At 68.9% G+C, this 19,351-nt stretch carries 12 protein-coding genes; 2 read left to right on the top strand and 10 right to left on the bottom strand.

Going from position 1 to position 19,351, the window contains the following annotated elements; translation table 11 throughout:
• Positions 1–13: 13 nt before the first annotated feature.
• Both OD750_RS06660 and OD750_RS06655 read right to left on the bottom strand, forming a co-directional pair.
• A complete protein-coding gene (locus OD750_RS06660; protein WP_263543474.1) occupies positions 14–1,627 on the bottom strand; it encodes a serine/threonine protein kinase in 1,614 nt (537 codons plus the stop codon).
• Positions 1,628–1,728: 101 nt separating this feature from the next.
• The gene (locus tag OD750_RS06655; RefSeq protein WP_263543473.1) at positions 1,729–2,304 is read right to left on the bottom strand and encodes an RNA polymerase sigma factor; all 576 of its coding nucleotides are present in this window, start codon (positions 2,302–2,304) and stop codon (positions 1,729–1,731) included.
• A 192-nt stretch (positions 2,305–2,496) separates the two neighbouring features.
• Between OD750_RS06655 and OD750_RS06650 the strand changes: the two genes are divergently transcribed.
• Together OD750_RS06650 and OD750_RS06645 are read left to right on the top strand one after the other, a co-directional pair.
• Positions 2,497–3,459, top strand: coding sequence for a LysR family transcriptional regulator (locus tag OD750_RS06650; RefSeq protein ID WP_263543472.1), 963 nt, complete (start codon positions 2,497–2,499; stop codon positions 3,457–3,459).
• 16 nt (positions 3,460–3,475) lie between these two features.
• Entirely contained in the window at positions 3,476–5,851 is a 2,376-nt protein-coding gene (locus tag OD750_RS06645) for a penicillin acylase family protein (protein ID WP_263543471.1), read from the top strand.
• A 73-nt stretch (positions 5,852–5,924) separates the two neighbouring features.
• Here OD750_RS06645 and OD750_RS06640 read toward each other — a convergent pair whose 3' ends face one another.
• The 8 genes from OD750_RS06640 to glnD form a co-directional block, all read right to left on the bottom strand.
• Complete coding sequence (locus OD750_RS06640) at positions 5,925–7,985, bottom strand: hypothetical protein (RefSeq protein WP_263543470.1); 2,061 nt, start codon at positions 7,983–7,985, stop codon at positions 5,925–5,927.
• 144 nt (positions 7,986–8,129) lie between these two features.
• A complete protein-coding gene (locus tag OD750_RS06635) occupies positions 8,130–10,013 on the bottom strand; it encodes a hypothetical protein (RefSeq protein ID WP_263543469.1) in 1,884 nt (627 codons plus the stop codon).
• A gap of 193 nt (positions 10,014–10,206) precedes the next feature.
• The gene (locus OD750_RS06630; RefSeq protein WP_263543468.1) at positions 10,207–12,165 is read right to left on the bottom strand and encodes a hypothetical protein; all 1,959 of its coding nucleotides are present in this window, start codon (positions 12,163–12,165) and stop codon (positions 10,207–10,209) included.
• A 93-nt stretch (positions 12,166–12,258) separates the two neighbouring features.
• On the bottom strand, positions 12,259–14,157 hold the full coding sequence (locus OD750_RS06625; RefSeq protein WP_263543467.1) for a hypothetical protein: 1,899 nt from the start codon (positions 14,155–14,157) through the stop codon (positions 12,259–12,261).
• 179 nt (positions 14,158–14,336) lie between these two features.
• On the bottom strand, positions 14,337–15,473 hold the full coding sequence (gene dapE / locus OD750_RS06620) for a succinyl-diaminopimelate desuccinylase (protein WP_263543466.1): 1,137 nt from the start codon (positions 15,471–15,473) through the stop codon (positions 14,337–14,339).
• Between the two features lie 5 nt (positions 15,474–15,478).
• Complete coding sequence (locus OD750_RS06615; protein ID WP_263543465.1) at positions 15,479–15,835, bottom strand: Spx/MgsR family RNA polymerase-binding regulatory protein; 357 nt, start codon at positions 15,833–15,835, stop codon at positions 15,479–15,481.
• A gap of 13 nt (positions 15,836–15,848) precedes the next feature.
• Positions 15,849–16,673 (bottom strand): 2,3,4,5-tetrahydropyridine-2,6-dicarboxylate N-succinyltransferase, encoded by an 825-nt coding sequence (gene dapD / locus OD750_RS06610; protein WP_263543464.1) that lies wholly within the window; start codon positions 16,671–16,673, stop codon positions 15,849–15,851.
• Positions 16,660–19,350, bottom strand: a complete 2,691-nt coding sequence (gene glnD / locus OD750_RS06605) for a [protein-PII] uridylyltransferase (RefSeq protein ID WP_263543463.1) — start codon at positions 19,348–19,350, stop codon at positions 16,660–16,662. The genes dapD and glnD overlap by 14 nt, the downstream gene beginning before the upstream one ends.
• Position 19,351: the final 1 nt, after the last annotated feature.

Here is a 19,351-nt window from a genome sequence, read left to right as displayed (position 1 = left end):
GACAGCCGGCCGCCTACGGATTCTTATGCGGAAACACGAAATGCAGGCAGCGCAGCTCGGTCGGTGCCGAGTCGCAGCCGATGCGGCCGAGCAGCGCGTCGAGGCTGCCGCGCTGCCGCACCGGTTCGGGCGTCGCCGGCACCAGCCGTCCGACGCCGCGCATGACGAGCGCGTTGTCCGGCGTCGCGGCGTGGCGCCATTGCGCGATGCCGTCTTCGAGCGCGGCGAGCGGCGTCGCCGACGCGACGACGACGAACGTTTCGCGCTCGGCTTCGGCGTCGACCTGCCACGACAGCTCGGTCAGGCCGTCCTTGCCGGGCAGCTGCCAGCGCACGCCGTGGCCCAGCGGGTTGACCGGCTGGATGCCCGGCAGCGGAAACAGCACGGTCGGGGCGATCGATCCGTCGTCGTTGAGCACGTACAGCCAGGTCCGACGGTTGCTCGACAGCTCGAGGCGCAGGCGGTCGCCGAGTTCGATCGTCGCGCCGTCGACGAGGCGTTCGCGACCGCGCGCGCCGTCGCGATAGAACGCCGCGTCGACGTTCAACTGCGGCGCCACCGGCCGCAGCGCGTACCCGCCGGCCGCGATCGCGGCGACGATCGCGGCGGCGAGCGCCCAGTGCAGGCCGTTCAGGCGATGCGGACGCTGCGAGTTTTCGATCGCCACGAGCATCGCGAGCACGCCGGCATGACGCCGCGCGGGATCGGGCGCCAGCGCGCGTTCGATCGCGCGCGCGAACGCGCGCGACAGCGTCGGCCGCGCCTCGCGCAGCGGCTTGCGCGCCTCGGCGAGTTCGGCGCTGCGCATCGCGTCGAGATCGTCGGCGGCATAGGGGTACTGGCCGGTCAGCAGGCGGTACAGCAGCACGCCGAGCGCGTACTGGTCGGTCGCCGCCGACGACGGTTCGCCGTCGAGCATTTCCGGCGCGAGATAGTGGCGCGTGCCCGAGATCGGTTCGAAGCGGGTGCCGCAGCCGAGTTCGCGCGCGGTGCCGAAATCGGCCAGCACGACGCGCCCGCTGACTTCGCGCAGCACGTTTTCGGCCTTGACGTCGCCGTGCGTCAGCCCGTGCCGGTGCACGGCGGCGAGGCCGCGGCACAGTTCGATGCCGATCTGCGCGACTTCCTCGGCCGGCAGCGGCCCCTGCTCGGCCAGCACGTCGGCGAGCGACCGTCCGCGCACGAGTTCGGTCCACAGGCCCACGCGGCCGTCCTGGGCCGCGGCGCCGTACACGCTGACCACGTTCTGCTGACGCACCTTGGCGAGGCGCCGCGCCTCGGCGAGAAACTGGTGCGACAGCTCGTCGCAATCGACGCGCTTCAATTTCAGCGCGACTTCCTGGTCGAGCATCGGGTCGTACGCGCGCCAGACTTCGCCGTGCGCGCCCTGCCCCAGTTTTTCGATCACGTCGAGGCCGGCGAAGCGGAACTGCGCCTTGACCGACGCGGCGCGCTCGGGCTTCAACTGCAGGCTGCGGAAAATGTTGGCGAGCTGCGACAGTTCGCGCAGCCCGTCGCCGGTGTCGGTCGATTGCGGGTCGAGCTTGGCGAGCGCGCGCCAGTCGAGCGCGGCGTCGTCGGCGATGCCCGCGGCGATGCGCTCCAGGTCTTTGTCGTCGCCTGTCATCGGATTCCCCTGCCCGTGCTGTGCGGGCGTTTGATCATGTAACGACGGCGACCTGGCCATCAGAACATGCGGGATCCGGACGGCGGCGCGCGCTGCGAAGCTTACGCTTGCAGCGGCTTCAAGGCGGACGCGAGCTGCACGAGCGCGCGGGCGACCATCACGCGCACGGCGTCCGGGCTGCTCGCCACTTCCGCGGCGATCTCCGGGTAGCTCATGCCGAATTCCAGGCGCATGACGATGAGGCCCTGCTGGCGCTTGGGCAGGCTCGCGAGCGCGGCCTCGTAGGCGCGCAGGCGCTCGTGGCCGACGAGTTGTTCGACCGGCGACGGCAGTTCGGTGTCGGCCAGTTCCGGATCGATCTCGGACGACTCGGGCCGGCGCATCAGACGGCGCACTTCGTCGCGCACCTGGTTCAGGAGAATCTGGCGCAGGTAGGCGAGGAAGCTGCCCGGACCTTCGCTTTCGAAACTGTTGATTTGTTTCAAAGCGCGCATCAGCGCCAATTGCACGAGGTCTTCGGTTTCGTGCAGATCGCGCGCCGCACGCGGCAGGCGACCGTGCGCCCACTGGCGCAAGAGCGGCAGGAAGCGGCGGACCAGGGCGTCGCGGGCAGGATTCTCGCCTGCGCGGACACGGCGGATCAGCACTTCGGTCGGCTCGGCGGCCGGCGAAACCACGATCGGTCGAGCGCTCTCGCGACGGCCGAACGGAAGAACCCTCACGACACCTGCGACGCCCATATGCGACCCCATCCCTTCATCCCTGTGTGCACGTTACGGCGCCAACCTGCCGCTGGCCAATGAAACTTGTACATCCGACGATAACTCCAGGTTATAGTGTGCGCGAGTTCATGCAGGAACCGCGAACCCGTGCGCTCCCCACTCTCCTCGCCGCTCCTGGAATCCTTTCTTGTTCTGGCACGAGAGCTCAATTTCTCTCGCGCCGCCGACCTTCTGCACATCACGCAGCCGGCGCTGACCAAGCGCATCCAGAATCTCGAGGCGCTGCTCGGCCAGCCCCTGCTGATCCGCCAGTACGGCGCGCTGGAGCTGACCGAGCCGGGCCGCATCCTGCAGCGCTACGGCGCCGCGCTCGAGCACCAGGAGCACGAACTGCTGCAAAGCCTCGTCGGCGGATCGCGCTCGGGGCCGCTCGCCGGATTCTTCCGCTTCGTCACGTATTCGTCGGCGCTGCGCTCGGTCGTGCTGCCGGCGCTCGCGCACCTGATGCGCGACCATCCGAAGGTGATGTGCCAGCTGTTCAAGGCCGAGGTCGAGGTGCTGCACGACATGCTGATCGACGGCAAGGTGGATTTCTGCATTTCGCTGTCGGAATGCGAGCGCGCCGGCATCGAGAACGTGCCGCTCGGCGTCGAGCGCGACGTGCTGATCGAATCGTCGCGCCACACGAACCGCGAAACGTGCTACATCGACCACGACCCGCGCGACAACTTCACCGAGAAGTTCTTCCTGTCGCAGACCGGCAGCACCGTGCCGCGCATGGAGCGCTCGTACTTCGACGACATCTACGGGCTGATCGACGCGGTCGGCGAAGGCCTCGGCCGCGCGGTCGTACCGGTGCACCTGCTCGATCCGTCGATGCCGGTGCGCGTCGTGCCGGGGTTTCGCCCCTACGAGGTGCCGGTGTTTCTGCACTACCATCGACAGCCTTACTACACGCGCCTGCACCAGGCCGTCATCGACACGCTGACGACGCACAGCGAATCGCTGATGACCGTCAATCGCGTCGGTCTCGACCTTGCAACGGCGGTCGCCGACGATGCGCTCGTCGGCGCCAAGCGCCGTCGCCGGCAGCGCGCGCCGCAGGTTTGAATCCCGGGGAACAACGATGCGACTGATCCGCAAGCTTCTCGTCTGGCTGCTCGTGCTCGCGGCGCTCGCCGCGCTCGCGGCATGGTTCGCGCTGCGCGGCAGCGTCGCGCGCCTCGACGGCGTCGTCGAAGGCGGCGTCCAGGCGAAGGTGACCGTCGAACGCGACGCGCTCGGCACCGCGACGATTTCGGGCGAGAACCGCGCCGACCTCGTCTACGCGCTCGGCTACCTCCACGGCCAGGAGCGCTATTTCCAGATGGACCTCTTGCGCCGCGTCGCGGCCGGCGAACTCGCCGAGCTGTTCGGCACGGTCGCGCTCGACGTCGACAAGCGCCATCGCCTGCACCGCTTCCGGGCGCGTGCGGCGACCGCAATCGCCGCGCTGCCGGCCGGACAGCGCGAAATCGTCGAGCGCTATCGCGACGGCGTCAACGCGGGCCTCGCCGATCTCGCCGTGCGGCCGTGGGAATACCTGCTGCTGCGCTCGCCGCCGGCGCCGTGGCGCAGCGAAGACTCCGCGCTCGCGATCTACGCGATGTTCCTCGACCTGAACGGCGACGGCGAGAACGCGCGCGAGCTCAACCTCGCGCGCCTGAAGGCGCAGGTGCCCGAACCGCTGTACCGCTTTCTCGTGCAGCCGGGTTCGCCGTGGGACGCGCCGATCCGCGGCGAACCGCTGCCGCCGGTCGCGATTCCGGGGCAAGAGGTGTTCGACCTGCGCACCGCGATGCTCGAGCTGCCGCCCGACCTGCCCCGCTTCGCGACGCTGTCGCGCGAGGACCTCGGCGAAAAGCCCGGCAGCAACAACTTCGCGGTCGGCGGCGCGCTGACCGTGAACGGCGCGGCGCTCGTCGCCGACGACATGCACCTGGGCCTGCGAGTGCCGAACATCTGGTACCGCGCGCGGCTGCGCTATCCCGATCCGAACGATCCCGCGCGCACCGTCGACCTCAACGGCGTCACGCTGCCCGGCGCGCCGGCGCTGCTCGCCGGCTCGAACGGCCGCATCGCCTGGGGCTACACCAACAGCTACGGCGACTGGACCGACTGGGTGCGCGTCGTGCGCGACCCCGCCGACCCTGCGCGCTATCGCACGAGCGACGGCGATGCGGCGATCGAAAAGCACGCCGAGACGATCCGCGTCAAAGGCGCGGCCGACGTCGCGCTCACCGTCGAGGAGACGCGCTGGGGTCCGATCATGGCCGCCGACGTCGACGGCACGCCGCTCGCGCTCGCGTGGACCGCGCACGACCCGCGCGTCTTCAACCTCGACCTGATGCAACTGGAACAGGTGAACACCGCGCGCGGCGCGCTGGCGCTCGCGCCGAGCATGGGCATGCCGGTGCAGAACTTCGTCGTCGGCGACGGCGACGGCATGATCGGCTGGACGCTGACCGGCAACGCGCTGCCGCGCCGCGCCGGCTACGATCCGACGCTGCCGGCGGACTGGAGCCGGGCCGGCGTCGGCTGGACCGGCTGGGTCGACGCCGCCGAGTTTCCGCGCGTGTTCAATCCGCCCGACGCGCGGTTGTGGAGCGCGAACGCGCGCGTCATCGACGGCGACGCGCTCGCGCTCGTCGGCGACGGCGGCTACGACCTCGGCGCGCGCGCGCGGCAGATCCGCGACGGCCTGCGCTCGCACGAACGTTTCACTGCGGCCGAGATGCTCTCGGTACAGCTCGACGACCGCGCCCTGTTTCTGGCCCCGTGGCGCGAACTGCTGAGAAAAACCGTCGCCGGCACGACCGATGCGGCATTCGAAACGCTGCGGCACGCCGACGCGGCCTGGGACGGCTACGCCGCGGTCGACGACGCGCAGTACGCGCTGGTCCGCGAATTCCGGGTGCGCACCATTGCGGCCGCGCTCGCGCCGTTCGAGGCGCTCGGCAGGAAGAGCGACGCGAAATTCGAACTGCCGTCGGCGCAGACGTACGAGGCGCCGGTATGGGCACTCGTGACCGAACGGCCGGCGCATCTGCTCGATCCGCGCTATGCCGACTGGAACGATCTGCTGCTGGCCGCGGCACGCGACGCGGCCACGCGCGTCGCCGGCGAAACGTGGGGCGCGCGCAATGTCGCGAGCATCCGCCATCCGCTGTCGCGCGCGCTGCCGGGTTTTCTCGCGCGGCACCTCGACATGCCGGCCCAGCCGCTGCCGGGCGACAAGAACATGCCGCGCGTGCAGGGTCCGGCGTTCGGCGCGTCGGAGCGCTTCGCGATCTCGCCGGGGCACGAAAACGAAAGCTATCTGATGATGCCGGGCGGCCAGAGCGGCCATCCGCTGTCGCCGTTCCACGGTGCGGGGCACGAGGACTGGGTGCGCGGCCGGCCGACGCCGCTGCTGCCGGGCAAGACCGTGTATCGATTGGAACTGAAGCCGGCGTCGCCGTAGGCCGCGGCTGGCGCACTCCCCGGCCAAGGCCGGGGAGCGGATCGGTACTGCTGTTGCGCGTGTCGCGTTCCGCTTAGTTGCCCGCGGGCACTTCGAAGTCGTCCTCGAAGATGCCGTCCGGCTGCACCTGCGGTCCGACGATCGTCGCCGAATACGATTCCGGCTTGCCCGCCTGTGCGACGTGCAGCGCGATATCGGCCGCGACCGGCGGACGCGTCGACACGAACGAGAAGCGGAACATCGTGCCCCAGTTCAGCGCGTTCAGCACGGCCGGCACGTTGGCCGGCGGCGACGGATTCGCCGGGGCCGTCCACGTCAGCACGCCGTCGGCGACCGCGCCGGTCCAGTTGTTCGCCGTGTCGAGATCGCCGTCGTTGAACTCGATCGCGGTCGGCGCGGCGTCGGTCGGCACCGGAACGCTGAAGCGGTCGAAGCCGAAGTTGTGGACTACACGGAAGCGCTGCGCCGGGTCGGCGTCGTCGCCGTACTTGTTCGTGCCCTGCGTGAACGCGCGCGCGAAGTCGACGTTCATCACGACATAATCGTAGCGCCACGTGCCGTCGCCAAGGTCGGTCGCCTTGACCGCGACCTTCGTGTGGCCTTCCTCGTTCGCGATCTCGACGTTTTTCTGGTTCGGGTTCGACGACGTCGGGCTGACCCAGCGGTCGATCGCGGGGCCGAGCAGATACGGATTGCTGTTGGTGATGACCCACGGGCCGCCGCCCGCGTAGCTGAACGACACCGGCCGCGTCGCCATCGTGTTGTAGACGTTGATGTCGTCGCGCACGATGTACCACGACTCGAACAGATACGTGCTGGCCGGCGTGGTCGCTTCGAGCTGCGACTCGCGCACGATCATGCGCTGGCTGTAGTTCGTGTTGCCGTTGCTGGCCTCGGCGGTGCGGTCGCAGTTCGTATCGAAGATCGAACCGCAGCGCCCCCACAGATCGCCGTTCGGCACGATTTCGCTGCGCGGACCGAGATCGGGATTGCTGTCGTTGTTGCTCGTGCCGTACGTGTCGGAACACGAGCGGCCGAGAATCGTGCCGGTGGAACCGCCGCTGCCCGGGCCCGACGAGCAGCCGCCGTTCGTCGTGACGAACGCGTGCTTGACGCCCGAGCGGCCGATCTGTTCGATGCGGCCGTTGCCGTCGATGCGGTACAGGTTCCAGATCAGGTTCGGATGCTGGTCGTTGTCGTACGGCGGGAACGAGCCGGTGAACTTGCGGTACCACGCGATATCGGCGGTATACAAAGCGGTGCTGGTGCCGAGCGGATCGCCCGCCACGGTCGCCGTCGCCGTCCCGTTGTTGACGTTGTTGCGCAGCGTCGACGACGGCGTGAACACGGCGAAACCGTTCGTCGCGCCGCCGGGGCCGTCGCACGCGCAGCCGCTCGTACACGAGAGGTTGTTCGTGCAGCGCGAGTACTGGGCGTTGAAGTTCGTCATGAAGACGTCGCCCTGGTAGAACGCGCCGGGCACGCCGGGCACTTCCGTGTTCGGCCAGACCGGGCCGCCTTCGACGATCTCGATGTATTCGCCGTTGCGCGCGAGCACGTCGAGCGTCATGCGCAGCTGCGCGATCGCCCAGTTCGCCACCTGCGGCTTGCCGAGCCGTTCCGCGAGCGCCGGATGGATGCGCAGATCCATCGTCTGCACGTCGAGCACCCGGCCCTTCTGGCCGATCGAATACATCAGCTTGTCGAGATAGAACCACGTCTTGCCGTCGGCGGAGACGAGATCGAGCGTCTGCGGATCGCCGGCGCGCGGGCGCAGGCTCGCATCGACGAGCGAGAGTTCGCCGTCGGGCACGCGCAGCCTGAAGCCGCCGCGCAGACCGAGGCTGCCGCCGGTGAAGTGATCGAAGTTCGTACTCGTGACGGCGAACGTGAGACCGCCCGTTTCACGCAGCGATACGGGGATGAAACCTCGCGCGTCCTGTGGGCTCGTACCGTCGGCGCCGTCGAGACGCGCGCCGAGATCGGCCAGAAGATCTTCGTTCCAGATGAAGCCGAGATCGCCTCCCCAGGCGGTCCAGACCTGCGCGGTCGCAGGCGTTTCGCCCGACTCCGACTGCGCATAAATGCCTACAGTTGGAAAAGTTAACAACGCGGCGAAAAGTACACCGCGCAAAGACACCCCTGACATAAACACCCCCGGCGCTGCAGTGGACTACGGCTTTGCGATATAACGATTAAGCCTATCACCAAACTAAGCCGTATCGTTGTGCAAAGCAACAAGGACAACGCCAGTATGGCGCTGTCCTTCATGGACAAATCAGTTCGTCACAATGATTGACGCATTGTCGATCACTTCGGGAGGCGACTTGCCGTAGGCCGGGTCGTTCCACAGGTCGTACAGATACTGCCCGCGCGTCTTCGCCTGCGGCCCGACCGTGAACGGCGTGCGTGTATAAGGCGCCGTACTGCACATCGCGTTCTCGCCGGGGAAGCCGTGGTCGAGGGCTTCGTCGCGCAGGAACTCGATGTATTCGCGGCTCGCGGTCTGGTAGTGCAGCGTCGCGATGACCGTGAACGGCGGCTGCGCGCCGGCCGGGAGCGTCGCCGTGTAGTTCGTCGTGTCGTAGTTGACGAGACGCGTCGAGCCGGGGACCGTCGGATACGTGTAGCCGACCGGTTTCACTTCGAGGTTGGTGCCGCCGGTGAAGCCGAGCGGCGGAATGCGGTTGTCTTTCGCGACGCAGTTGTTCAGCACGAAATGGAACTGCTCGGCGCCGCCCGCGTCGGTGTGTTTGCAGGTCGACGTGCCGGCGTCCCAGATGCCCTGAAGGATCTCGTAGACCTTGGCCTGCGGATCGGCCGTCAGCACCGCCGTGGTCGGGTTGTAGGCGCCGCTTTCGAACACGGTCGCGCCGTTGCCGCCCGTTACCTTGACGTTGAGCCACATCCGCCGGCCCTCGCCGTAGCCGGTCGGCAGCTTGTGGCCCGACAGGTTGATGACCTTGACGGCAAGGCCGAGGCTGCCCGCGACCGTCGGCGTCGGCGCGACGTACGAGGTGCGCGTCGCCTGCACTTCGGCGCTCGCCGCGAGCATGGCGCGCGCCCAGGCGATCGTCTGGTTGAACTCGAATTCGCGTTCGAGCTGCTGGCCGTACTGGCCCTTCAGGATGTTCGGCACCCAGGCGTTGCCGCCCGCGAACTGATGCGTCGCGAGGTTGCCGGTGCGCGCGCCCGGCTCGTCGAACACGCATGCGCGCGCGGCCGGGTCGTCGCTGTTGGGCATGTGGCAGTGCTGGCATTCCTGCGCACTGGCGATCTGCGAAGAGGGCTCAAGACGCGTGCCGAAACCGTTCCGGAAGATGCGGTCGCGGTCGCCGAAGTCGCTCATCTTCCATTCGCTGAAGGTGCGCTCGATCGGAAACGGCACGCCGGTATCGACGCCGGCCGCGTCGCGCAGCGTGCGCAGCGGTCCCTCGCTCGTGTCGGGCGTCGTTACATTGTGGCAAAGGCCGCAGATTTCGCTGGATTCGTGGTACTGCGAATACGCCCATTCGTGCGGCGGCCCGCTGCCGTCCTCGTACGTGTACGGACCGCGCCGGCACGGTCCGCCGGCGCCGTTGCAGTCGCCGTCGTCGAGCCATGCGTTGGCATTTTCCAGATACGCCGGCTGGCCTTGCGGCCCCTGGTTCATCAGGCGGTGGCAGAAGTGGCAGCTTTCGCCGCCGTAGTCGTTCGTGCCGGTGTCGTCGTCGTCGTAGTCGCCCTGCAGCAGGCAGCCGTTCGCGCCGTTGAGCGTATTGCTGCCGCCCGGTTTGACGCGCTGGCCGTACCAGCCTTTCGGCGTATGGCAGCGCAGGCAGTAGTCGCCGATGTTCGGCACGCCGATCGACGCGCCGTCGTTGTTGGCGACGTCGAGCGCGGCCCAGAACACCGGATCGCGCGTCGCGTTGGCCATCATCGAGCCGCGCCAGGTGTTCGCCGGCATGATGTTTTCGTCGCCCGGGTCGGCGCCGCGGTGGCAGAAGCCGCAGTTCTGCGCGCCGATCAGATCGTGCGCGAGGCCCGGCTGCGTACCGTGCGGCGTGACGTCGAGCGTGCCGGCGACCGCGGCCCAGACGGGCAGGTCGGCACGCGCCGGCGTCGCGACGAAGAAGCTGGAAACCAGCCAACAGAGAACGATGAAACGTGCTGCACGAACCACGTCGAATCCCGGATCAGGCCGCTCCCTGGCATGCCAACTCCGGCTGCGCACCGCTCGCTCCCCGCGAGCATCCCTTCGCAGCCGCCGCCCCTTGTCTACGTCGAGGAACGGGCTTCCGCCCGTTCCTCGATCCGTGATGCCGGCGGCGCGCGCCATCGATCGCGCCGCGAAACATTCTTCGAAGTACGCAACCTTACTCGAAGTCGTCCGCAAAGATAACGTCCGACGCCGTCGGGCCGAGCAAGGTGCGGCTGTAATCGATCGCCGTCTTGGTCGGTGTCGCGGCGCCGCGCAGCGTGACGGTCGACGCCGCCGGCGCGACGGTCGTCGTGAACTCGAACTGCGCGAGCGTTCCCCATCCGAGGCTCGTCCCGGCCGGCGCGGTCCACACGATCTGCCCGCCGGTCGTCGACGCGGTCCAGTCGTTCGCCGCGTTGCCGTCGGCGTCGAAGAACCGCACGTCGGTCGCGGCGACCGAGAGCGGCACCGCGAACCGGTCGAACCCGACGGTCGCGGCCACTTTGAGATTCGGCTCGTTCGGATGCGCCGGGTCGATGTCGACGTGCGCATACTCGAAATTCATCACGGCATAGCGATAGCGCCACTGCCCGCCGCCGAGGTCGGTCGCGCGCACCGCGACGCGCGCGCGGCCGAGCGGGGTGACCAGTTCCTCGTTCGCGGCGTTCGCGCCGGGCGCGGCCGGATCGACCCAGTAGTTGATCACCGGACCCTGGTAGAAATCGTAGTTCGGCGCGACGTTGTTGACGAGATTGGCCGACCAGTTCGCGCCGTTCTTCGTGGGCGCGATCTGCCGGTAGCCCATCGTGTTGTAGATGTTCTGATCGTCGCGCACGATGTACCAGTATTCAAAATAGTACTTTGCGCCGTCGGAGACCGGCGGGAGCATTTCGCTCTCGGTCACGGTCATGCGCTGCGCGTAAAGGTCGTTCGGGTTGCCGTTGTCGCGATTGCCGTCGCAGTTGGCGTCGTAGATCGAGCCGCAGCGTGCCCACGTGGCGCTGACCGGCACGATTTCGCGGCGCGGCCCGAGCACTTCGCTCGTATCGTTGTTGTACGAGGCGTAGGTGTCTTCGCAGGTCGGGTAGATGATGTGGCCCTCGCCGCAGGCGCACGCGAAGTTGATCGTGATGAAGGCGTGCTTGACGCCCGACGCGCCGATCTGGCGCAGGCGTCCGTCACCGTCGATGCGGTACAGGTTCCAGATCAGGAACGGGTGCTGGTCGTTGTTGTACGGCGCCGAGTTGCCGGTGAACATCTGGTGCCACGCGACCGCGGTCTCGCCGATGTTGACGAGGCTCGAATCGGGCGCGAACACGACGCTGCCGGTCGTGCTGCCGGCGCTGCACGCCGAACCGCTCGGCAGCTTGCAGCGCTTGAAGTCGACGCCGTCGTCGGCACCCGTCCAGTTCTGCGGGCCGAGCCGGAAGACGGTCTGGATGTCGGTCGTCATGCCCGCGGTCGGGAACGGCGCGTTGCAGACGCCGCCCTCGGGCTGCGGCCCGGGCGAGTCTTCGGTGCCCTGCGCGACCAGCGACATGCCGCCGATCGGACGGCCCGCGAGTTCCGGCTTGCCGAGTTTCGCCGCAAGGTTCGCCGAGATGCGCAGGTTCATGTTGCGCATGCCGAAGCGCGTGCGCGCGGCGTCGACGAAACCGTAGTGCGCGTGATCGGCGGTGAACAGCGCCAGGCCCGATTTGTCCACGATTTCCAATTCGAACAAGGTGCCCGCAGCGGCTCGCACCCCGAAGCCGACGAGGTCGTAGCGCTCGCCGCCGTGCGTCAGTACGAAGCCGGCGTCGGTGCGCAGCGCGCCGCCGCCGATCGCGTGGACCTTGTTGCCGTTGCGGCGCACTTCGAGCGTCGCGTCGTCGCGCGCGCGGAACGTCATCGATTCGTAGCGCACGCCCGGCTTGCCCACGACGCGCGACTTCGCGCCGTCGACGCGATCGACCGCAAGCTCGAGCCCCTGCAGCGCGTCGGGATTGAACTGCACTTCGATGTCGCCGCCCCAGACGAGCCAGGTGCCGAACTGCGCCGGATTGTTTGGCGGCACGAGCGGCTGGCTCGCCGGCGCCATTCCGGAAGCGGCCGTCGCCGCGAGCACGAATACCCACTTCATCGCCTTGCGCATGTCGTCCCCTGAACGTTGCGGATGTTGCTCTTGCAAAGTTACCACGCCGCCGGAGGCCGGTACTGTGTTCCGCCTAAGGATTCGTACAGTCCGCTACCTCGGTATCCGCCGCCGTACGCCAGGCGGGTCGGTCGGTACCAGCGCGAACGGCGTCGCGACCGCGTTGCCGGTCGCATCGTAGACGACGACGCGGGTTCGCAGCGGCGGACGCGGGCTCTCGAACGACAGGCGCAGCGAACGCCCCCAGTCGAGCGTCGGCGCGGTGCCGGCGGTGAAATCCAGACGGCCCGCGACGCGCGCGCCGGTCCAGCCGCGTTCGCCGGCCGGGTCGTACAGGCTCGACGCGATCGCATCGACCGGAACGTTCGCGGCGACCGGCAGCGACACCGCGCCGAAACCGCGGCTCGCGAGCATGCGTAGCGTCGCGCCGCTGCCTTGCGTCTGCGCGACCGTGAAATCGAGATTGAACAGCAGGTAGTCGTAGCGCCAGCGGCCGTTGCCCAGGTCGACGACGCGCGTGCCCAGCGCGCCGCGGCCGTGCGCGGTTTCGAAGCGATCGAGCGCCGTGCCGACGTCGTCGCCGCGGCCGCTCGCCCAGGCTTCTACGAGCGTGCCGTTGGCGAAGCTCGTCGCATCGAAGCGCCAGATCCACGCATTCGGGTCGGCGCCCTGCCCCGGTTCCTTGCGCGGCACGATTTCGAACACGGCCGTCGTGTTGTAAGGGTCGGCGTCGTCGCGCACGACGTAGCCGTATTCGAGAAACCAGCGCGCGCCGGGATGCTGCGACGCGGCGATCTGCGCCTCGCGCACGACCATGCGCCGGGTCGGATCGTACGGATCGGCCGAAGAGCCGCCGTCGTCGGCCCGGCCGTCGCAGTCGGCGTCGAACACCGAGCCGCAGCGCGCCCACTCGCCGGTATACGGAATCACTTCGGCACGCGGCCCGAGCGCGAGCGGGAAGTCGTTGCTGAAACCGCCGTAGGTGTCTTCGCAGCCGGGATAGAGGATCTGCCCGCCTTCGCAGCCGCACGCCGCGTTGATCGTGTGAAACGCGTGCTTGACGCCCGAGGCCGCGATCTGGCGCATGCTGCCGTCGGCGTCGCGCCGATACAGGTTCCACACCAGATACGGATGCTGGTCGTTGTCGTACGGCGGCGACGGCGGGCTGAATTTCGGGTGCCATGCGACCGACGCATTGCCTTCGTTGCGCAGGCTCGCGTCGGGCGACAGCACGACGAGGCCGTCGAGACTGCCCTGCGTGCACGGCAGCGTGTGGCCGCCGGCACCGTCCGCGCGACCGCAGCGATACGCGTTGACGCCGTCGGGCTGGCGCTCTTCCCAGTTTTCGGCGAGCCGGATCATGCGCACGTCGGGCCGCGCGACCGGCGACGGCCAGATCGCGCTGCATACGGCGGCCTGCGCCTTCTCGGGCGACGCGGACAGCGCGGGCGAGGCGTGCGCGGCGTCGATCGCGGCGCCGCCGACGACGATGCCGGCCCATTCCGGCCGCCCGAGTTTCGCGGCGAGCGCCGGGGCGATGCGCAGGTCGAGATGGCGGATCGACAACGCATCTTTTTCCACATGATGCTGCGCGTGATCGAGGCGGAACCAGGCGGTGCCGTGCCGGTCAGCGAGCACGAGTCCGACGCGACCCGCGCCGCGCCGTTCGACGCGAAAGCCGGCGAGATCGATCTCGACGTCGCGCACGCGCAGCACCGGTCCGCCGCGGTGCGTGGCGGCGCCGGCTTCCAGGCGCGAGAACACGCCGCGCGCCTGGCGGAACGACAGACCCGAACCGTCGGCGATCGCGTAGCGCAGTTCGAGATAGTCGCCGCCGACGTCGCCGCGGCCGAGGTCGCCGCCGGTGCGCGCGATCGCGATGCCGAGCGGACCGATCGCGCCGCGGTTGAACCAGAGCGTCGTGGTGCCGCCGGCGTTGTGCCAGAGGCGGGCGTCGTCGGCGGCGACGCCCGTTAGCGGAACAAGCAGCAAAATTGCAAAAGCCGCAAGACTCCCTCTCCCCCAACCACGTTGGGGGAGAGGGATGGGGTGAGGGGGCGGCGCGTCACACTTCGTCGAGATCGAGGAAGACCCGAGAGTCGCCCCCTCACCCCACCCTCTCCCCCAAGCGAGCTTGGGGGAGAGGGCTTTGAGCATGCGCGCCAAGACGCTCACCCGTTCGCCCCGAGCAGCCGCTCCGCGATCTCGCGATACAAGAGCGGCAGCCGTTCGAGATCGTCGACGTTTACACACTCGTCGACCTTGTGGATCGTCGCGTTGACCGGTCCGAGCTCGACCACTTCGGCGCCGAGCGGCGCGACGAAGCGTCCGTCCGACGTGCCGCCGCCGGTGTTCGCGTCGACCGCGACGCCGCAGACCGACTCGATCGCCGTGAGCGTCGCGCGGCGCAGCGCGCCGTCGCGCGTCAGGAACGGCTCGCCGGAGAGTTCCCAGACCACGTCGTAGTCGAGTCCGTGCCGGGCGAAGATCGCCTCGGTGCGTTCGCGCAGGCCTTGCGCCGTGCATTCGGTGGAAAAACGGAAATTGAAACTCGCGTGCAAGGCGCCCGGCACGACGTTGTTGGCACCGGTGCCGGCGCGGATGTTCGAGATCTGGAACGACGTCGGCGGAAACGCGTCGTTGCCGTCGTCCCACCGCGTCGCGGCGAGTTCGGCGAGCGCGGGCGCTGCCAGGTGTATCGGATTCTTCACTTTGTGCGGATACGCCACGTGCCCCTGCACGCCGTTGACCGTGAGATGGCCCGACAGCGAACCGCGGCGGCCGATGCGGATCTGGTCGCCGAGCGTCGCGAGCGACGACGGCTCGCCGACGACGCACCAGTCGATGCGCTGCCCGCGCGTGCGGAAAGTTTCGACCACGCGCTTGACGCCGTCGTGCGCGACGCCTTCCTCGTCGCTCGTGAGCAGCAGCGCGACCGTGCCGGCATGCGCCGGCCACTCGCGCACGAACGCTTCGAGCGCGAGCGTCATCGCCGCGACCGAACCTTTCATGTCGGCCGCGCCGCGGCCGTAAAGGTGCCCGTCGCGCACGACCGGTACGAACGGGTTCGACGTCCAGTCCTCGAACGGCCCGCTCGGCACGACGTCCGTGTGACCGAGAAACACGAGCACCGGTCCGCCGCTGCCGTGCGTCGCCCACAGGTTGTCGACGTCGCCGTAGCGCAGGTGTTCGATCGTGAAGCCGGCGTGCGCGAGGCGCTGGGCGAGCAGCGCCTGACAGCCCTCGTCGACCGGCGTCACCGAAACGCGGCGGATCAGTTCGCAGGTGAGTTCGACGACGCCCGCCACGTCGATCAGCCCGCGAACAGCGACGCGAACAGCTTGTCGTTGAAGCCGACGCTGACCGAACCGTCGTCGCGCACGACGACCGGACGCTTCACCAGCGGCGGATATTCCTTGATCAGGAGCGTCCACTCCGGCGCCGACTCGGGCGACTTGCGCGCCTCGGGCAGACCGCGCCACGTCGTCGACGCGCGATTGACGAGCTTGTCCCAGCCGCCGACCGCGGCGGCCCACGCCTTGAGCGTTTCGGCCGGCACGCGATGGTCGCGATAGTCGACGAATTCGTAGGCGACTTTTTTGCGGTCGAGCCAGTTGCGCGCCTTCTTGCACGTGTCGCAGGCATTCAAACCGTACACTTTTACCGTCATTGCGGATCCCTTCTCAATCGCCGCGCAGCAGTTCGTTGACCGATGTCTTGCCGCGCGTTTTTTCGTCGACCTGCTTGACGATCACCGCCGCGTACAGGCTGTGGCTGCCGTCCTTCGCCGGCAGCGAGCCGGAGACGACGACGCTGCCGGCCGGCACGCGGCCGTACAGGATTTCTCCGGTTTCGCGATGGTAGATGCGCGTCGACTGGCCGATAAACACGCCCATGCCGATGACGCTGCCGCGTTCGACGACGACGCCCTCGACGACTTCCGAACGCGCGCCGATGAAGCAGCCGTCCTCGATGATCGTGGGGCCGGCCTGCAGCGGTTCGAGCACGCCGCCGACGCCCGCGCCGCCGGACAGATGCACGCCCTTGCCGATCTGCGCGCACGAACCGACCGTCGCCCAGGTGTCGACCATCGTGCCGTCGCCGACCGACGCGCCGATGTTGACGAAGCTCGGCATCAGCACGACGTCGCGGCCGATATGCGCGCCGCGGCGCACGATCGCGCCGGGCACCGCGCGCGCGCCGAGCGCGCGAAAGCGCGCCTCGTCGAAGCCTTCGAAGCGCAGCGGCACCTTGTCGTAGTACGGCGCGGGATCGGCCGGCATCACCTGGTTGCCGTTCAGGCGAAAGTACAGAAGTACCGCTTTTTTCAGCCATTGGTTGACGCGCCAGCCGCCGGCGCCGTCGGGTTCGGCGACGCGGCGCTCGCCCGCTTCGAGCAGCGCGAGCGCGTTTTCGACGGCCGCGTGCACGGCCGGATCGACGGCGGCGGGACTCAGCTCGGCGCGGCGTTCCCACGCCGCGTCGATCAGGGATTCAAGCTCTTGCATGGTTCTCCTTGGGGGCCGGCGCCGGCTGCGCCATATTGAGCCGGGCCGAGAGCGCCTGCTGCAGCGCGGCTTCGGCGTCGGGCGTCAGCGGCCGGTCGTGTTGGTCGGTGATCTGGAAAAAATCTTCCGCGCGTTCGCCGAACGTCGCGATGCGCGCATCATGCACGCGCACCCGGCGCTCGCGAAAGACTTGCGCGACGAGCGCGATCAGCCCCGGCCGGTCGGAACAGACCAGCGACAGCTGCGTGCGCGCCGCATCGCTACGAAACACGATGCGTGCGGGTATATGGAAATGACGCAGCGACCGCGCGATCGACCGCTTCGCGAGCTGCGGCCGGTACGGGTTCTGCAGCAGCGCGCGGCGCAGTTCTTCCTGCACGGCGTCGATGCGCTCGGCGTCGGCCAGCGCCTGGCCGTGCGCGTCGAGCACGAGAAACGTGTCGATGCTCATGCCCGAATGCGACGTGAGAATGCGCGCCTCCTGCACCGACAGGTGCAGGCGGTCGAGCGTCGCGGTGACGGTCGCGAACAGGCCGTCGCGATCGGCCGCGTAGACGAAGATCTCCGTGCCGCCGCGCACGCCGTCCGACTGCACCATGACGAGCGGCAGCGCCGCGCGCGCGGTCTGCGCGATGCCGCGCGTCTGCCACGCGATCTGCTCGGGCCGGTAGCGCACGAACACGTGCTCGGGAAAGTCGGCCCAGATGCGGTCGATCGCGCTCGGCGCGATGCCCGCGTCGACGAGCAGCCGCCGCGCCTGCGCCTGCGTGTCGCGCGCGCGGTCCTGCGCGTGCGCCGGCCGCTCCAGGCCCGAGCGCAGTACGTAGCGCGCGGCGACGTACAGGTCGGCCAGCAGGCGATCTTTCCACGAATTCCACAATTTCGGACTGGTGCCGGCGATGTCGGCGCAAGTGAGCAGGTATAGCAGATCGAGCCGCTCCCACTCGCCCACTTGCGCCGCGAAGCGGTGCACGACGTCGGGATCGGTGATGTCCTGGCGCTGCGCGGTCACGCTCATGACGAGGTGCCAGCGCACGAGCCACGCGACCATGTCGATGTCGCTGGCGGGCAGTCCGAGCTTGCCGCAGAACGCGCGCGCGTCGTGCTCGCCGAGCTCGGAGTGATCTCCGCCGCGGCCCTTGGCGATGTCGTGGAACAGCGCGGCCAGCAGCAGCAGCTCGGGCTGCGCGAGCCGCGCGAACAGCGCGTGGCCGAGCGCGAATTCGCGGCTCGTCTCGGCGTGCGCGTAGCGCGCGACGATGCGCAGCACGCGCAGCGTGTGCTCGTCGACCGTATACACGTGGAAAAGATCGTACTGCATGCGCCCGACCACTTTGCCGAACGCCGGCAGGTACTGCGCGAGCAGGCCGTGCCGGCTCATGCGCGCGAGCGCTTCGACGGCCGGCGCGCCGAGCTTGAGCAGGCGCAGGAACGCCGCGTGCACGTCGGGATCTTCTCGCAGACGCTCGCCGTGCGCCTCGACGGCCGCCTGCAGCTGACACAGCGCCTGCGCGCGCAGGCCGGTCAGTTCGGGGTTCTGCGCGAGCGCGACGAACACCTCGATCAATGCGGCCGGCCGCCGCTCGAACAGATCGGGGTCGCGCGTATCGATGCGATTGCCGATCGCGAGGAAGTCGTCGCCGATCGGTTCGGCGCCGAGCAGCACCGGCTCGGACAACGCCTCGTCGCAACGCTGCAGGAACGCCGAACTCGTACGTTCGATCGCGATCGCGGCGCGATAGTAGTTCTGCATGAACTGTTCGACGCCGAGGTTCTGCGCGTGTTCGTCCTCGTAGCCGAGCCGGCGCGCCAGTTCGCGCTGGTAGTCGAACAGCAGGCGCTCCTCGGGCCGCCGCGCGAGCAGGTGCAGCGCGAAGCGCGTGCGCCAGAGCGTCGCGCGCGCGGCGTCGAGCGCGAGCATTTCGGCGCGGCTCATGAGGTCCTGCCGGGCGAGCGCGCGCAGGTCGCGCGCGCCGAACAGCCGCAGGCCGAGCCAGCCGATCAGGTGCAGGCTGCGCAGACCGCCGGGGCCGTCCTTGAGGTTCGGCTCGAGGTTGTACGCGGTGTCGTTGTAGCGCGCGTGGCGCTGAACCTGTTCGTCGCGCTTCGCCGCGAAATAGCGCGCGCGCGGCCACAGCGCGTCGTCGGTCAGCAGGTCGCCGAGCGCCGCGTCGAACGCGTCGGCGCCGGCGATGCGGCGCGCATCGAGCAGGCTCGTGTACACCGACAGGTCGCCGGCCGCGAGTTCGCGGCATTGCCCGAGCGTGCGCACCGCGTGGCCGGGCTTGAGGCCGAGATCCCACAGATGCGTGAACAGCGTTTCGAGCGAGCGCGCGAGCGAGCCTTGCGGCGGCGCCGCGGTCAGCACGAGCACGTCGACGTCGGAATGCGGAAACAGCTCTCCGCGGCCGAAGCCGCCGACCGCGTACAGCGCGAGTGTCGGCGGCTCGCCGACGATCGCCGTCCACACGTGCACCAATAGCTTTTGCACCGCCGCGCTGCGCGCGCGTACGAGCGTGTCGGCGTCGACGCCTTCGCGAAAGGCGTCCGCGATGCGGCGATCGACGTCGCCCAGCCACTGGCGCAGCGCGAGCCGCGCGGTGTCGGAAATGCCGGAACGCGGAATCGCCGCGGGCAGCCGCGGCAGCGCGACCGTCGGCGCGCCCGCGTCGTGCATG

The organism is Tahibacter soli (assembly GCF_025717065.2).
Taxonomy (GTDB): Bacteria; Pseudomonadota; Gammaproteobacteria; order Xanthomonadales; family Rhodanobacteraceae; genus Tahibacter; species Tahibacter soli.
Note: the sequence above shows the minus strand (reverse complement) of the source record. Positions and strands in the feature narration are given on the sequence as shown.

What these genes read in the sequence shown, in the direction of transcription:
- OD750_RS06660 (WP_263543474.1), bottom strand. Translation starts at nt 1,627, where the DNA reads ATGACAGGCGACGACAAAGACCTGGAGCGCATCGCCGCGGGCATCGCC.
- OD750_RS06645 (WP_263543471.1), top strand. Translation starts at nt 3,476, where the DNA reads ATGCGACTGATCCGCAAGCTTCTCGTCTGGCTGCTCGTGCTCGCGGCG.
- OD750_RS06630 (WP_263543468.1), bottom strand. Translation starts at nt 12,165, where the DNA reads ATGCGCAAGGCGATGAAGTGGGTATTCGTGCTCGCGGCGACGGCCGCT.
- OD750_RS06615 (WP_263543465.1), bottom strand. Translation starts at nt 15,835, where the DNA reads ATGACGGTAAAAGTGTACGGTTTGAATGCCTGCGACACGTGCAAGAAG.
- dapD (WP_263543464.1), bottom strand. Translation starts at nt 16,673, where the DNA reads ATGCAAGAGCTTGAATCCCTGATCGACGCGGCGTGGGAACGCCGCGCC.
- glnD (WP_263543463.1), bottom strand. Translation starts at nt 19,350, where the DNA reads ATGCACGACGCGGGCGCGCCGACGGTCGCGCTGCCGCGGCTGCCCGCG.